The sequence below is a fragment of the Limnobacter litoralis genome, from assembly GCF_030160455.1.
GTDB lineage: Bacteria > Pseudomonadota > Gammaproteobacteria > Burkholderiales > Burkholderiaceae_B > Limnobacter > Limnobacter litoralis.
Window position 1 is genome coordinate 87211 of sequence record NZ_BSOJ01000015.1, and the last position, 15249, is coordinate 102459.

Genomic DNA, 15249 nt, shown 5'->3' on the forward strand with positions numbered 1-15249 from the left:
CTGGCTGAACTTAAGCGACAGCAAAAAGCGCAATTTGTTGGTCTCGGCATGAAAGCCTCGCAATTTGAATCCGAGTTTCAGCAGGGTTACAAGGAGGGGCGGGAAAGTTTGGAAAAAGCATCGCCTGCAGAAAGATCAAAGCGTTGTGAACAGCTTCAAAAAATGGCCAAAATGAAGTGAGGTCGTCATTGCTTTGAGGACGCATCTTCATTCCACTTTTTCAACTGCGCCAGCTTTTCACCGATCTTGATCTCCAAGCCCCGCGGCACAGGCTGGTACCAGCCAGGCTCTGGCATGTCATCAGGCAAGTAGGTTTCACCTGCTGCGTAGGCGTTGGGTTCATCGTGGGCATAGCGGTATTCACGCCCATGGCCCAGTTCTTTCATCAGCTTGGTAGGCGCGTTGCGCAGGTGCACTGGTACCTCACGGCTTTTGTCCTGCTTCACAAAGGCCATGGCCTGATTGTAAGCCTTGTAACCAGCATTGCTTTTGGCGGCCACGGCCAGGTAAATCACCGCCTGGCCCAAGGCCAGCTCACCTTCAGGACTACCCAGCCGTTCATAGGTCAATGCTGCGTCGTTGGCTATCTGCATGGCTCTTGGATCAGCAAGGCCAATGTCTTCCCACGCCATGCGAACAATCCGCCTTGATAGATACCGAGGATCAGCGCCGCCATCCAGCATGCGGGTCAGCCAGTAAAGGGCAGCGTCAGGATTTGAGCCGCGCACCGACTTGTGCAGGGCTGAAATCTGATCGTAAAAATTGTCGCCCCCTTTGTCGAACCGCCGTGCGTTCAAGGTGAGTGCGTTTTCAAGAAAAACCGCATCTACGTGGGTCTTTCCAGCCGTGGCTGCGGCGTTGCATGCCTGTTCAAGCAGGTTCAGAAAGCGACGCGCATCCCCGTCGGCGTAACCCACGAGTGTTTCAACGGCTGCCTCATCGAACTGCAAGTCACCCAATGCGCGCTCTCGGGCTCGCTGAAACAGCGATTTGAGCTCAGCGTCGCTCAGCGATTTCAGGACATACACCTGCGCACGCGACAGCAACGCCGAATTCACCTCAAATGACGGGTTCTCAGTGGTGGCACCGATGAAGGTGACCAGTCCACTCTCCGCATACGGCAGCAATGCGTCTTGTTGAGACTTGTTGAAGCGATGAATTTCGTCCACAAACAAAATCGTCTGCCGTCCAAGATGTTGATTAGCCTCGGCTTGTTCCATGGCGCCACGGATGTCTTTCACGCCCGAAAACACGGCAGAAAGCGCGATGAATTCGCACTCGAATGCGGTGGCAGTCATGCGTGCCAGTGTGGTTTTTCCCACACCAGGCGGGCCCCAGAAAATCATGGAATGGGGCTTGCCAGAATCAAAAGCCAGACGCAGAGGTTTACCTGAGGCGAGCAAATGGCTTTGACCAATCACATCATCGAGTGACTCAGGTCTTAAACGTTCAGCCAAAGGCGCACTGTCGGGCACACGCTGGGCACTTTTGGCCAGCTTGTCTTGTTGGGCATTGCCAAAGAGATCCATGGGCCTGGGGGCCTATTTGGCCTGAATGACATCCACACCGGGGGGCGGCGTGAATTCAAAAAACGCATCGGGCTTTCGTTTGTCGAACTTCCAGTCGGTCAGCTTTAACCGAGTGGTCTGCCCCATGGCGTCGTTGATGCGTACCTCCACGGGCAGCCCGTTCTGCATGGCGATGCGAATGCTTTCGAACAGCGTTTCGTTGCCTTTGGGTTTGGCCAACAACCAGCTTTTGCCGTCTTCTGTGCCCTGGTCGGTTATGTTGAACAAGGCGTCGATCGCCTTGTTACCAAACAACAAAGCAGCGGGGCTGGAATCGATCGCTTTGCCCAATGGGCGAATACTGGCCTGGGCAAGGTCTTTGTCATAAGAAACAACATTTTTGCCATCCGCCAGAATCAGCTGTGGGTAGGGCTTTTGAATGTTCCACATGAACTTGCCGGGGCGGGAAAACGCAAACACACCCTTGCCCTTTTCTTTCACCTTGCCAGAATTGGACACCACTTCTTGTTCAAACTGACCTTCCGCAAACTGCTTGTCTTTCGAAAAGGCTTTCAGTTCATCCAGGCTGTTGGCCATCGCCAACTGGTCGACCATTAAAAACCCGGCCACCAGGGCCAGCTTGATCAATGCATACACAACACGCATGTTTCTCTCGATGTTTTACAAAATCAGTTCAATAACGCGCTGGCAGGCACCGCAGTGCACACCAACGGCTTATTCATCGTCTTCGCGACCCGCTTCAGACCGGGCAAGAATTTCACGGTTGCCGTTGGATTGCATGGCGGACACCAATCCTGCTGCCTCCATGCTTTCCAAAAGACGCGCAGCGCGGTTGTAACCGATGCGCAGGTGTCTTTGCACGAAGGAAATGGAAGCCCTGCGATGCTTCAACACAATGCCGACAGCCTGGTCATACAACGCATCCTGTTCGCCGTCGACACTGCCTGCAACGCCGTCACCGCCAATGCCACCCCCTTCGTCTCCGGTGGTGCCACCTTCCAGAATTCCCTCGATGTAGTTGGGCTCTCCGCCCTTCTCTTTCAGGTACTCGACCACGCGATGCACTTCATCATCCGACACAAACGCGCCATGCACCCGCTGCGGCATGCCAGAGCCCGGCGGCAGAAACAACATGTCACCCTGACCCAACAGGGCTTCAGCACCCATTTGGTCCAGAATCGTTCTGGAATCAATCTTGGAGGACACCTGAAAGGCAATTCGTGTGGGAATGTTGGCCTTGATCAAACCGGTAATCACATCCACAGAAGGCCGTTGTGTGGCCAAAATCAAATGAATACCCGCCGCACGCGCCTTTTGGGCAAGCCGGGCAATCAGTTCTTCAATTTTCTTGCCGACCACCATCATCAAGTCAGCCAACTCGTCGATGACGATCACCACCATGGGCAATGTGTCCAGCGGCTCAGGGGCGTCAGGCGTCAGGCTGAACGGGTTGGGAATGCTTTCACCCTTCTTCTTGGCCTCTGCAATTTTCTGGTTGTAACCCGCCAGATTGCGCACACCCATTTTGCTCATCAAGCGGTAGCGCTTTTCCATCTCGCCAACCGCCCAGTTCAAGCCATTGGCCGCTTGACGCATGTCGGTGACAACGGGGCACAGCAAATGCGGAATGCCTTCATAGACGCTCATTTCAAGCATCTTGGGATCGATCAGCATCAAGCGAACCTGTTCGGCACTGCTTTTGTACAGCAGCGAAAGAATCATCGCGTTGATACCCACCGATTTGCCCGAACCGGTGGTACCCGCCACCAGCAGGTGGGGCATTTTGGCCAGATCGGCCACCACCGCATTGCCTGCAATGTCTTTACCCAAGGCCATGGTCAACACAGAATTGGACTTGTTATACACCTGTGAGCCCAAAATTTCAGTGAGTTTGACCATCTGCCGGCGTGGGTTTGGCAATTCCAGCCCCATCAGGTTTTTGCCATAAATGGTCTCAACCACGCGCACGGACACCAGCGACAAAGCACGCGCCAAGTCTTTGGCCAGGTTCACAATCTGTGAACCTTTCACGCCGGGGGCCGGCTCAATCTCGAAGCGGGTAATCACCGGGCCGGGCTGTGCTGCAATTACCTGCACCTGCACGCCAAAGTCAGTCAGTTTTTTCTCGATCAGGCGGGAGGTGTATTCCAGCGTGTCTGCGGAAATGGTTTCAACCTGCACTGGTGCGTCATCGAGCAAACCCAATGGCGGCAATTCAGTCTCGCTCAGCTCTGCAAAAAGCGGCTGTTGTTTCTCTTTGATCACACGCTCGGAAGGCTCTGCTGTCGGTGCTGTAGGCTCGATGCGGACAGGCTTGTGCTCTTCAAAGATCTTCTGCTTTTTTTCAACCTTTTCAACGCGTTCAAGTGCAACTTTCTTGCCAGCCTGGCGATCTCCATAGGCTGAAATGCCATAACGCACTTTGTTGAACAGCCACTCCAGACCGTAGCCCACACGCTCAGCCATGGCCGCCCAGCTCAAGCCCGTGAAGCAGCTTAAACCTGCGGCCAGCATCAACAGCAGCAGCATGACGGCCCCAGACAGGCCCAACATCTGGATAAACAGATTGCTGAGCGCATGGCCGATGACGCCCCCTGCCCCTTCGGGCAAGGCACTCGCATTGATGGTGGACACCGCCTCAAACCCCATCAAGCCCAGCCACAGCAGCACAAAACCAATGGGGCGAACCCAAGGCAGCCACTTGGGCACGGGCTCGTCAAACCCTGGCAAATCAATGGTGGTGGCCATGCGCTTGGCACGCCAAAGCAAATAAAAGGTCAGGCCCAACAGGGCATACGCTGAATAACCCGCCATGTAAAACAGCAGGTCTGAAACAATGGCTCCCAGCTTCCCGCCGAAGTTGTGCACCAGGGCCTCGCCGGAAGAAATGGAAAAGCTTTCGTCGGCGCGACTGTGTGAAACCAGAATCAAAAACAGGTAAATGGATAGAATCAGCAGGGCAAGCCAGCGGATTTCAAGCAAAAGCTTGCTGACCCGCAACGTGCCATTATTTTGTGTAGTCCTTGAATTCACGTGCGTCCGTCTTAAAGGGAATGCGTCATATAATTGAAGTCCATATTCTGACAAAGTTCGAGTGAAATATCTCGCGACTGCACCATTTGAAGCACAAAAGAGGTTCTCATGACTGATTCAGCCACCCCACGCCACGCAAAAGTACTGATTCTGGGCTCAGGCCCGGCAGGCTACACCGCGGCCGTCTACGCTGCACGCGCCAATTTGAACCCCGTACTGATCACCGGCATTGCGCAAGGTGGCCAACTGATGACCACCACAGAGGTGGACAACTGGCCTGCGGACGCTGAGGGCGTGCAAGGCCCAGACCTCATGCAGCGTTTTCTGGCCCACGCCGAACGCTTTAACACTGAAATCATTTTTGACCACATCCACACCGTCGATTTCAAGCAGCGCCCTTTCACACTAAAGGGCGACTCGGCCACTTACACCTGCGATGCACTCATTATCGCAACCGGCGCCAGCGCCATGTATCTCGGTCTGCCTTCTGAAGAGGCATTCATGGGCAAAGGCGTGTCCGCTTGCGCCACGTGCGACGGTTTTTTCTACCGCAACCAGAATGTGGCCGTCATCGGCGGCGGGAACACCGCTGTCGAAGAGGCCCTTTATCTGTCCAACATCGCCAAAAAGGTCACTGTGGTTCACCGCCGTGACAAATTTCGGGCTGAAGCCATTCTCATCGACAAACTGATGGAAAAGGTCAAAGAAGGCAAGGTTGAAATCAAATGGAACAACACGCTCGATGAAGTGCTGGGCGACGCCACGGGCGTAACCGGCATGCGCATCAAGGCTTCTGAAGGCAGCGCAACTGAAGACATCGCCCTGCAAGGCGTGTTTGTCGCCATTGGCCACAAGCCCAACACCGATATTTTTGAAGGTCAGCTGACCATGAAAAACGGCTACATCGTGACCCGCAGCGGCTTGAACGGCCTGGCCACCATGACCAGTGTCGACGGCGTATTTGCCGCAGGTGACGTTCAAGACCACGTGTACCGGCAGGCAATTACCAGTGCCGGTACCGGCTGCATGGCCGCCCTGGACGCCCAGCGCTGGCTGGAATCCCAGGAAGGCTGACTTTACCCGGCGACAGGCGTTTCACCATGAAATCCTTCCGTTCCATGGCTGACCTTGAAGGGGTGCGTCGCACCCTGAAAGATCAGCGCCTTGAAGCCGAACGAAAGGCCAAACAGGAAGAAGAGGCCCGCATCCAGCGCGAAAAAGAAGCCAACCTTTTTCGCGATTCCATCCAAGACGTGGTGCCAATTGCCCCCGTCGACCGATACATTCACGAACCCCCAAAACCCGCACCCCGCCCCATTCAACGTGAAATGGACGACGCTGCAGTGCTGCACGAAAGCCTGTCCGACGAAATGGACGTTGAACGGTTTTTGGAAACCGACGACAAACTGTCCTACCGGGTCAGTGGCATCGGTCAAGAGGCCCTGCGCAAACTGCGCAGCGGCAAGTGGGTTATTCAGGCACAGGTCGATCTTCATGGTCTTCGAACCGATGAGGCCCGCGAGGCCGTCGGCGAATTCATCCGCAGCTGTGTCAAACACGATGTGCGCTGCGTACGCATCATTCACGGCAAAGGGTTGGGATCCGTCGGCAAAGAACCCGTATTGAAAGACAAAGTGAAGCGCTGGCTCGTTCAAAAGGCAGACGTTCTGGCTTTTTGTCAGGCGCCACCGCGAGATGGAGGCGCTGGCGCCCTGCTCGTCATTTTAAAAGCCAAAGCACGATAACCAAAAACAGGAGACAACACCGCATGGCCAGTATTGAATGGAAAACCGGCAACAGCCGATCGAGCACCACCGGCCTGAATATGGCCTGGGAAATGGCCGGGCCCGAACAGGCCCCCACCATTGTGCTGATTGCAGGGCTTGGCTGCCAGCTCACCATGTGGAATGATGCTTTTTGCAAACCCTTGCTCGACCTAGGCTATCGCTTGCTGCGGTTTGACAATCGCGACATGGGGCTAACCGACCAGCACCCCACTCACATCAAGGTCAACATTCCGGCCACCTTCATTCGCAACAAGCTGGGCTTGAAAACACCCACGAATTACACGCTTGACCTGATGGCAGAGGATGCAATTGGCCTGATCGATGCCCTCAAACTTGAAAACCCGCACGTGGTCGGTGTTTCCATGGGCGGCATGATTGCGCAAATTGTGGCGGCCAAAGCCCCCGAGAAGATTGGCAAGCTGGTGACGCTCATGTCGAGCACCAACAGCCCCGACCTGCCCGGCCCTACGCCCAATGTGATGTACAACATGTTTCTTCGAAAGCCCAAAAGCAGTCACGTTGACCACGTTGTAGAACACGTGGAACGCGTGTTTACGGCAATCGGAAGCCCAGGCTATCCGCCTGACCCGGTCAAGCTGCGCGAGCGCGCCCGTGCGGCTTATCAAAGGGCCTATCGCCCTGCAGGCGCCATTCGTCAAACCCATTGCATTGTGGCCACGGGCTCAATCGAAAAATACACGCGTGAAATCAAGGTGCCGACCTGTGTCATCCACGGTCTGGACGACCCTTTGCTTAAAAAGGATTGCTCGGAGAGGATTGCAAGGCTGGTGCCTGGCAGCAGGCTTCATTTGATCAAGGGCCTGGGGCATGATCTGCCCGAGGCCCTCGCGGACACATTCGGTGACATCATTCACCGACATCTGGCTTGAATCAGATCGCGGCGGGCCCTTGCTCGCCGGTTCGAATACGGATGACGCGCTCGACGTCCGTGACAAAAATCTTGCCATCACCAATTTTGCCGGTGCGGGCTGCATTTTGAATGGCCTCTACAGCCTGGTCCACCAGCGAGTCGTCGATCACAAGCTCAATTTTCACCTTGGGCAAAAAATCAACCACATATTCTGCGCCCCGATAAAGCTCGGTGTGACCGCGCTGACGGCCAAAGCCTTTCACCTCGGTGACTGTCAGGCCGTTTACACCGACTTCAGACAATGCTTCACGTACTTCATCCAGTTTAAAAGGCTTGATTACGGCACTGACTAATTTCATTCTGTGTATCCCTCTAGGTCATTGAATTTGGAAGTAATCGGATAGCGCCAATCTCTGCCAAAAGCCCGGTGCGTTACACGAATGCCCACCGGCGCCTGGCGACGCTTGTATTCATTAATTCTAAGCAGTTTAACAGCCTTCACCACATCTTCCTGCCGGTAACCGCTGGCAATGATGCTCTCGACCGATTGATCCTGCTCCATGTACATGCCCAAAATGGCATCCAGCACATCGTAGGGGGGCAAACTGTCCTGGTCTACCTGGTCGGGCCGCAGTTCTGCCGAAGGTGGGCGGGTAATAATGCGCTCAGGAATAACGCGCCCCACAGTGTTGCGGTAATGGCAGAGCTGGTACACCAGCGTTTTGAAAATGTCTTTAATGACTGCGAAACCACCCGCCATGTCGCCGTACAGCGTGCAATAACCCGTCGCCATTTCACTTTTGTTGCCAGTTGTCAGTACGATCGCACCGGTTTTGTTGGACAAGGCCATCAGCATGGTGCCCCGAATGCGGGCCTGCAGGTTTTCCTCAGTGGTGTCGGGCTGGGTACCCACAAACAAGGGGCTGAGGCTTTTGTCGAAGGCCTGCATACAATCGGAAACTCCGATTTCATCGTAACGCACGCCCAACAGGCGAATCATCTCGCGTGAGTCATCCAGTGAAATGTCGGCTGTGTAGGGCGATGGCATCATCACAGCGCGTACTCGATCCTCGCCCAATGCATCCACTGCAATGGCCAGTGTCAAAGCGCTGTCAACGCCACCAGACAAACCAATAATGGCCCCAGGAAAGCGGTTTTTATTGACGTAATCGCGCACACCCGTCTTCAAGGCCTGATAAACCTGAGCCACGGGTTCCAGTTCAGCGTGAACTGCTGAATCAGCACCTTGCAAGTGAACAATGTGATCTTCGTCCAGCGAAGCATCCAGAAAGGTCAGCGCCTCTTCGAATTGCGGCATGGCCATGGCCACATGACCCGCTGCGTCCATCGCAAAGGAGGCACCATCGAACACCAGCTCATCCTGTCCGCCCACCAGATTGGCATACACAATTGCCATGCCGGTCTCTTCGACGCGTTGCTTGACCACATTGTGCCGAATGGTCTGTTTGCCCATGTGATAAGGCGAAGCATTGGGAACAAGCAGCACCTGTGCGCCTGCTTGAGCGGCAGCAGCGGGGGCATCCGGTTTCCAGGTGTCCTCACAGATGTTCAAACCAAACTGAATACCGTCCACTTTGAAGACCACCGCCTCGCGGGCTGACGTGAAGTAACGCTGTTCGTCAAACACCTCACGGTTGGGCAAATCACGCTTGCGATAATGGGCCACAGTTTTGCCCTTGTGCAACACGGAAGCCGCGTTGTAAAGAGCGCCCGCGGATTGGACCGGATGCCCTACCACGATGTGAATATCGAGATCGGCCAGGCTACTGGCCAGGGTCTGCAAAGCCTTGTCTGACTGCCTGAGGAACGACGGCCTCAGCAACAAATCTTCAGGGGGATAACTGGTCAGTGAAAGCTCGGGGGTCAACAGGATGCGTGCGCCATGCATGGCCGCAACACGCGCCTGATCGATGATTTTTTGGCAGTTGCCGCTCAAATCGCCCACAGTGAGGTTCAGTTGGGCAATGGCCAGTCGAACTCGCGATAAACTCACTTTGTACCTGCTTTATAAAGTGTGACCCGAATTAATGAATTATCGCATGCAGTTGTGCCAATCCATCGGCGGGATCGCGCAAGATGACTGGAATTCGCTGTTGTTGGCGTCTGGTCAAAACACGCTGCACCCGGCGCTACGCCATGAATACCTACATGCGCTGGAGACCTCTGGAAGTGCCACCGAAGACACGGGCTGGGCCCCTCTTCACATTCGCATCGACGATGAACACGGCAAGCTGGTGGCAGCCATGCCCCTTTACTTGAAGTCACATTCCTATGGCGAATACGTGTTCGACTGGAGTTGGGCTCAGGCCTACGAGCGCCACGGCATGCCCTATTACCCCAAACTGTTGTCTGCTGTACCGTTTACACCAGTATTGGGGCCCAAACTGCTGTATGCCGAACCCAACGCAGGCAAAGCTCTGCTGGAGGGCTTTTCACAATTGGCTCGCAAAGCCAGTGAAAGTTCGCAGTTTTTAGGCGTTCAAGTGTCCACCGCGCACTGCCTGTTTTTAACCCGGCGGGATGAAGCCGATTTGTTGGGTGTCCATTCAGGCTTGAATTTCATGCCTCGCCACGTGGTGCAATTTCATTGGGAAAACAGACACCCCGAAACCACCCGCACTTTCGAAAGTTTCGAACACTGGTTGGAAAGCCTCCAGCAAAAAAAGCGCAAAAACATCCGGGCCGAGCGACGGAAAGCGCACCTCGACGGCATTCAGATCAACCGATATTGTGGCAACGACATTGCGGCTGAAGACCTGGCGTATTTTTACCGCTGCTACGTGCAAACCTATGCAGAACATCATTCCACACCCTATTTAACCCTCGCATTTTTTGAAAATCTGCTTCAAAACATGGGTGAGCAAGTCATGTTGGTGATTGCCCGATTGGACGGCAAACCAGTGGCCAGTTCGTTTTTTCTGTTCAACGAAGACAGGCTGTATGGTCGATATTGGGGTGCGAGCCAGCGCATTGACTGCATGCACTTCGAGCTTTGTTACTACCAGGCCATTGAATTTGCGATAGAACGCGGCATTCACTGGTTTGAAGGTGGCGCGCAGGGTGAACACAAGATGGCCAGAGGCTTGAACCCGGTGACCATGCATTCAGCGCACTGGGTAGCCAACCCCGACTTTGAACAGGCGATCAGCCGGTTTTTGGACAGAGAGCGCAATGGACTTCGGGCCTATGAAGGCGAATTGAGCGAACACACGGCCTACAAAAAACAGGTCGCGCTGGAATAAAAAAAGCCGCGCAAAGCGCGGCTTTTCATTCAAGGCACACAATGCCTTATTTCTGGTAGTTGGCCACACCATCCATGATCTCTTTGACCATTTCGTCGCGTGTCCCCCAGCCTTCAATCTTGACCCATTTGCCCTTCTCCAGGTCTTTGTAGTGTTCAAAGAAATGCTGGATTCGGTTCAAAAACTCGGGAGACACGTCGTCTTGCGACTGATAACAACGATAACTGGGCAACAGCTTTTCAACGGGTACGCCCAACAGTTTGGCATCACCACCTGATTCATCGGTCATCTTCAAAATACCGATTGGGCGCACGCGGACAACGCAACCGGGCTGCAGGGGAAAGGGTGTCATCACCAACACGTCAACGGGGTCTCCGTCTGCGGCCAGTGTTTGAGGAATGTAACCGTAGTTGCATGGATACACCATCGAAGTGCCCATGAAACGGTCTACAAACAAGGCGCCGCTGTCTTTGTCAACTTCGTATTTGACAGGGTCGGAATTGGCGGCAATTTCAATAATGACATTCAGGTCGTTGGGAAGGTCTTTTCCCGGTGCAATGCTTTCGTAGCCCATGTTGATTCCTCAGTAAATAAATTCAGACGCGATTTTAGACAATTTTTCTTTAAGCAGGCTGACGCGAAACCACAAGGTGCTGATTTAACTTGCCTTGCCATTGCCGGGCCTTTTCAGGCTGATTGGCACGCTGGTACAGCTTTTCGAGCCGTGCGGCGATGTGAGCGCTAGGCACTTTGCTGTACAGCTTCTCGAATCGCGCAATCGCTTTGCCCCACAACTGCTCTTGCTCGCACACATCGGCGGCCAGTTCTAACAGACCGTTCTCTTCTGGATTGAGCTCCAGCAAACGTTCCACAAAGGGCAAGGCCTCTCGCGCAGCCTGAACGGCCACCGGATGATAGATTTCAAGCAGATCGGTTCTGAAATTGGTCAGCAGATGGGGTTCCAGAATTTGCAGGGCGGCCTGCCCCATTCCGGCACTGGCCAACAATTGTGCAAGGCTTCTCAATACCTGGATGTTCTTGAGCTCGGCAGGCTTTGCTGTTGCCACCAGATTGTCAATTTCGAGCGGCTTGCCCTGCGCCTGCTTGCACAGGCCCTGGTAGATCTTGCCCAGCGCCTCATGACACTCCGAGTTCGAGCTGTGACGAGAATCTGCGATGAGCCGATATTGCTCCAGCGCGGCCTTCCATTCACCCAGCCCCGTCAACGCCAACATGCGAACCTTCTTGACCTGAATCAGTCTCAGGGCGTCTGGCGACATTTTGTCCAGCATGTCTTGCGCCTGAGCGTAGGTGCCTTTGGCCAACGCTACCTTGGCTTTCAACAACCAGACTGCATCGCGGTTTTGCCCATTGCTCGCCTTTTCACGGTTTAAGATGCTTTCAGCAAGATCCAGGTCGTCCGACTGAAGTGCTGACATGGCACGAATCAAATAGGTCAGATCCGTTTCAAGCCCGGTTTTTGCGGCGTTTTTCAAGGCTCGGTCTGCACCACTTTCATCCCCGGTAATCAAAGCGATCACACCATCCGTATTGGCTTTCAAAAGCGCAGTCTGTTTACGCTCTTTCCAGTATTGCCGTAGTTTTGCCGGCAGTTGACCTGAAGCCCGCAGCGCACTGACGCCAAAATAAAATCCGAAGAAAAGCACGATGAACACGACAATCGCAAAGTTCAGTGAGAAATCAATGCGGTGTTCAGTCAGAAAAATGGTGACCTTGGCCGGATTGTCGTGGGCAATTGTGGTGATAATCACCGCCGCTGCAATCAGCAGCAGGAGCGAGACAAATCGTTTCACTTTTTGTCTCCTTCAGCAGCCACGGCCAATGCCAGTGCAGCACTTGTGCCTTGCAATTCAGGCACAGTCAGATTCAGTTGGGCATCGCGCAGATCTGCAATCACAGCCTTTGCCCGCTGGACCTGAACGGCCTTCGTGTCAAAGTAGGTGTCCAGCATTTTGTCGGACCGATCCAGGTCCGCTTGCAAAAGGTCAGAATGCCTTGACAACAGCGAAATTCGCGCGTTCAGCAGGGAGAGTCTGAGCACGTTACGCACGTCATTGGCTTGTTGGGTGGAAATCAAAAACGCCTCAGGTGTTTTTACCCGTGTGATCTGGATCAGACCCTTGATGTCATGCCAGGCCAGCGCAGCGCCGTCCTTCACTTTCTGCCACACCAATTGCAGATCTTGGTTGAAACCGGACCCCTGAGACTTCGCAACGGAGGGATTTGCTGCGTCCTTTGCGCTTTCCTTTGGCGTTGCCTTGTCCGTGTACTGGTCAAGCGTCATGTCTGTCGTGGCGTCTGGGCCAGACAACATGGGCAAGGTGTCCACCGAATTAATCACAGAGTCCAGTGACACAGCCAGCGGCAGCAAATCCACGTTTGGCAGCGCCTTCACATCAGCCAAGTCTTTGTCGATCGCGGTTTTCAACCGAATCAATGAGGGCTTCTCGGAGCTACTCAGCAAGTCTGAAGCTTGAGACAAAGCCAGAATGGCCCCCTTGACGTTACCCAACAGAAAAAGTTGTCGTTTGGCAATGGAAACCAGTTGCTGGATTTCGCTCAGTGACACCTCAGCGCGATTAATCAACAGCTTGTTGTAAATCTCCTGAAGGGCATCGCGTTGTGCCGCAGCCTCCTTCTGGTTTTCTTCCATCATGTCAAAGCGCGTCTTCAAGTCTTTGTAGATGTCACTGCTGTCTTTCACCTGGTCCTTCAGGACATTCAACAGGGTTGTGTCGCGCTGAATCCGCTCACCAAAGGCCACGCGGGTCTGCTCGATCTGATTTTTGCCCGCGATCACCAGTGCGATCAACAAAGCAATGCTGATCAGCGACAAGGCAAAACTGACTTTCACCAAACCGCTGGTTGGGTTCACCGGGGCGGCCTGATCCACTTTGCCAGCGGTAACGGACGTTGTGCTTTCTGCAGCCGGATTACTTTGATTGGTCATATCGCTCTTGGTGTTTGTCGTTTTATGTTGATGTTGTTCAAACCAGTCCAGCACTGATTGTATCCCTGTTGCCACATCCTGCACATTTGTGTACCCAAGTTCAAGGCATTTGGCGCGGATGCGCGGATGAGTCACCAACACGGTGCATTCCTGGCGAAAATCAGCCAGCTTGTTCATCACGTGCCTGGCCATTTGACGATCCAGACTTGTGATGGTCTCACTGCTGGTAATCCATAGCACTGCATTTCGGCCGAGGTCAACCACGTGACGGCACATGTCAGCGTCTTGGTCTATTTCAATTCGGTCATAAATTTCCAGCTCTTCGACGTCAAAACCCCGATCCCGAAGTTGAACAGCAAATTCCTGACGCCCCCGAGGACCCTTGCACACCGTGATGTTGCAGTTTGCCGCAGCAAACCGAGCCGTCAGCAAGTTGAACAGCCCCTGAGAGTCTTCCGATTCCTCGTTGCCCTCCATGCTGGGCGCAATAATCCGGTCTTTGGGAACGCCCAAAAGCGCAGCCAAATGGGCACTCTGCCGCCCCATCACGCCGCAAAAGGCATTGCTGGGCCATGGGCCAATGGCTTTCAAGCCAAATTCAAGCGCAGAGGGACTGACAAACACAATGATTCTGATGCGTTCTGCAGCATTCAGACTGAGCTGGTCTCGAAGTTGCCCCAATGCCGCGGGCACCTCTTTCAAGTCAAACACAGGCAATTGAACCGTGGGTGCCTTCAGGTTGTTGATCAAATTGGTGCGCAAGCTGTCGCGTTGCGCATCGTGTCCTTTTGGCAGACGGGGCTTGGAAACAATCAGTGTCAAGGTCATGATCGCCCTCGCCTCAAGATGCCAGCGCCGCCTGAATCAGCCGCTCGGCGCCGCCAGATCGAAGCTTGGACACCACTTCCAGCCCCAGTTCCAGCCAGTTGGATTGCGACCCCATCGCCGTTGCAGTTACGCACTGCTGCCCATTTGGGCTGGCCACCAAAGCACGCAAGGTCATTTGGCCACCATCAACCACAGTGGCATAGCCCGCCAGCGGAACCTGACAGCTTCCGCCCAACTCTCTTGAAACGGTTCTTTCAGACCCGACAAGGCGGCTTGTCAGGGGGTCAACCAGCCGTGAAGCGATCTCGGCCAGTTGGTCATCGCCTGCACGAATTTCCAAACCCAAGGCACCCTGCCCCACGGCAGGAAGCATGTCGGCGGCGTCAATCACCCCTCGAATCCGCTCATTCATGCCCAGACGAATCAGCCCAGCCGCCGCCAAAACAATCGCCTGATACTGCCCGTTGTCCAGCTTGCCGAGTCGGGTGTCCAAATTGCCGCGCAGGGGTTCCACGCGCAGATGCGGAAACCGGGCAAGCACCTGAGACTGACGGCGAAGGCTCGATGTGCCGACCACTGCACCCGCCGGAAGCGAATGCAGGGACTCAAAATCATTGCTGACGAATGCATCCAGCGGGTTTTCACGCGGCATAAATCCGAGCAGCTTGAAAGCCGGTTCCAGTTGCATGGGAATGTCTTTGCCGGAATGCACCGCAAGGTCTGCGCGCCCCTCCAGCAGCGCATGTTCCAGCTCTTTGATGAACAGCCCCTTGCCGCCTATCTTCGACAGGGATTTGTCCAGAATCTGATCACCCAGCGTGGTCATGCCCACAATCTCGACCTCACTGACCTCGGGTTGCTGCAACAGCAGATCTCTGACGTGCTCAGCCTGCCACAGGGCGAGCCTGCTTTCTCTTGAAGCTATTCTTATTTTCATGGACGCAATAAGTTTGATAAAAAGGATCTG

13 protein-coding genes are annotated in these 15249 nt (G+C 54.4%); 4 read left to right on the plus strand and 9 right to left on the minus strand.

All coding sequences use genetic code 11. The features are described 5' to 3' along the window. Positions 1 to 185: 185 nt before the first annotated feature. From QQJ87_RS07465 to QQJ87_RS07475, 3 genes are all read right to left on the minus strand, one after another. The gene (locus QQJ87_RS07465; RefSeq protein ID WP_284280938.1) at positions 186 to 1529 is read right to left on the minus strand and encodes a replication-associated recombination protein A; all 1344 of its coding nucleotides are present in this window, start codon (positions 1527 to 1529) and stop codon (positions 186 to 188) included. A 12-nt stretch (positions 1530 to 1541) separates the two neighbouring features. Further along, on the minus strand, positions 1542 to 2174 hold the full coding sequence (gene lolA / locus QQJ87_RS07470; protein WP_284280941.1) for an outer membrane lipoprotein periplasmic chaperone LolA: 633 nt from the start codon (positions 2172 to 2174) through the stop codon (positions 1542 to 1544). Between the two features lie 69 nt (positions 2175 to 2243). After that, on the minus strand, positions 2244 to 4562 hold the full coding sequence (locus QQJ87_RS07475; protein ID WP_284280942.1) for a DNA translocase FtsK: 2319 nt from the start codon (positions 4560 to 4562) through the stop codon (positions 2244 to 2246). A gap of 108 nt (positions 4563 to 4670) precedes the next feature. On the opposite strand from QQJ87_RS07475, the gene trxB reads away from it, so the two are divergent. From trxB to QQJ87_RS07490, 3 genes are read left to right on the plus strand one after another with little or no spacing between them, the layout of a single operon-like run. Beyond that, positions 4671 to 5636, plus strand: coding sequence for a thioredoxin-disulfide reductase (gene trxB / locus QQJ87_RS07480; protein WP_284280944.1), 966 nt, complete (start codon positions 4671 to 4673; stop codon positions 5634 to 5636). A 26-nt stretch (positions 5637 to 5662) separates the two neighbouring features. Further along, on the plus strand, positions 5663 to 6307 hold the full coding sequence (locus QQJ87_RS07485; RefSeq protein WP_284280946.1) for a Smr/MutS family protein: 645 nt from the start codon (positions 5663 to 5665) through the stop codon (positions 6305 to 6307). Positions 6308 to 6330: 23 nt separating this feature from the next. Then, positions 6331 to 7239, plus strand: a complete 909-nt coding sequence (locus QQJ87_RS07490) for an alpha/beta fold hydrolase (RefSeq protein WP_284280947.1) — start codon at positions 6331 to 6333, stop codon at positions 7237 to 7239. A gap of 1 nt (position 7240) precedes the next feature. Here the strand turns inward: QQJ87_RS07490 and QQJ87_RS07495 are convergent, their stop codons facing one another. Together QQJ87_RS07495 and QQJ87_RS07500 are read right to left on the minus strand one after the other, a co-directional pair. Then, a complete protein-coding gene (locus tag QQJ87_RS07495) occupies positions 7241 to 7579 on the minus strand; it encodes a P-II family nitrogen regulator (RefSeq protein WP_284280948.1) in 339 nt (112 codons plus the stop codon). After that, entirely contained in the window at positions 7576 to 9234 is a 1659-nt protein-coding gene (locus QQJ87_RS07500) for an NAD+ synthase (RefSeq protein WP_284280949.1), read from the minus strand. Before QQJ87_RS07500 ends, QQJ87_RS07495 begins: the two co-directional genes overlap by 4 nt. A 46-nt stretch (positions 9235 to 9280) precedes the next feature. Here QQJ87_RS07500 and QQJ87_RS07505 point away from each other — a divergent pair, with 46 nt between their 5' ends. Next, a complete protein-coding gene (locus QQJ87_RS07505; RefSeq protein ID WP_284280950.1) occupies positions 9281 to 10483 on the plus strand; it encodes a GNAT family N-acetyltransferase in 1203 nt (400 codons plus the stop codon). A gap of 46 nt (positions 10484 to 10529) precedes the next feature. On the opposite strand, the gene ppa is transcribed toward QQJ87_RS07505, so the two are convergent. Genes ppa through hemC form a run of 4 tightly spaced genes read right to left on the minus strand, consistent with a single transcriptional unit; the run spans position 10530 to position 15219 of the window. Continuing rightward, positions 10530 to 11057: an inorganic diphosphatase gene (ppa, locus tag QQJ87_RS07510; protein WP_284280952.1), complete on the minus strand. Its 528-nt coding sequence runs from the start codon at positions 11055 to 11057 to the stop codon at positions 10530 to 10532. Positions 11058 to 11106: 49 nt separating this feature from the next. Continuing rightward, positions 11107 to 12297 (minus strand): heme biosynthesis HemY N-terminal domain-containing protein, encoded by a 1191-nt coding sequence (locus QQJ87_RS07515; protein ID WP_284280953.1) that lies wholly within the window; start codon positions 12295 to 12297, stop codon positions 11107 to 11109. After that, positions 12294 to 14282, minus strand: a complete 1989-nt coding sequence (locus tag QQJ87_RS07520) for a uroporphyrinogen-III C-methyltransferase (protein ID WP_284280954.1) — start codon at positions 14280 to 14282, stop codon at positions 12294 to 12296. The genes QQJ87_RS07515 and QQJ87_RS07520 overlap by 4 nt, the downstream gene beginning before the upstream one ends. A gap of 13 nt (positions 14283 to 14295) precedes the next feature. After that, complete coding sequence (gene hemC, locus QQJ87_RS07525; protein ID WP_284280955.1) at positions 14296 to 15219, minus strand: hydroxymethylbilane synthase; 924 nt, start codon at positions 15217 to 15219, stop codon at positions 14296 to 14298. Positions 15220 to 15249 lie beyond the last annotated feature (30 nt).

Bases quoted from the DNA above. Each gene is read 5' to 3' on its own strand.
- QQJ87_RS07520 (WP_284280954.1), bottom strand. From the start codon at position 14,282: ATGACCTTGACACTGATTGTTTCCAAGCCCCGTCTGCCAAAAGGACAC.
- ppa (WP_284280952.1), bottom strand. From the start codon at position 11,057: ATGGGCTACGAAAGCATTGCACCGGGAAAAGACCTTCCCAACGACCTG.
- QQJ87_RS07490 (WP_284280947.1), top strand. From the start codon at position 6,331: ATGGCCAGTATTGAATGGAAAACCGGCAACAGCCGATCGAGCACCACC.
- QQJ87_RS07505 (WP_284280950.1), top strand. From the start codon at position 9,281: ATGCAGTTGTGCCAATCCATCGGCGGGATCGCGCAAGATGACTGGAAT.
- QQJ87_RS07465 (WP_284280938.1), bottom strand. From the start codon at position 1,529: ATGGATCTCTTTGGCAATGCCCAACAAGACAAGCTGGCCAAAAGTGCC.
- trxB (WP_284280944.1), top strand. From the start codon at position 4,671: ATGACTGATTCAGCCACCCCACGCCACGCAAAAGTACTGATTCTGGGC.
- QQJ87_RS07485 (WP_284280946.1), top strand. From the start codon at position 5,663: ATGAAATCCTTCCGTTCCATGGCTGACCTTGAAGGGGTGCGTCGCACC.
- hemC (WP_284280955.1), bottom strand. From the start codon at position 15,219: ATGAAAATAAGAATAGCTTCAAGAGAAAGCAGGCTCGCCCTGTGGCAG.
- lolA (WP_284280941.1), bottom strand. From the start codon at position 2,174: ATGCGTGTTGTGTATGCATTGATCAAGCTGGCCCTGGTGGCCGGGTTT.
- QQJ87_RS07495 (WP_284280948.1), bottom strand. From the start codon at position 7,579: ATGAAATTAGTCAGTGCCGTAATCAAGCCTTTTAAACTGGATGAAGTA.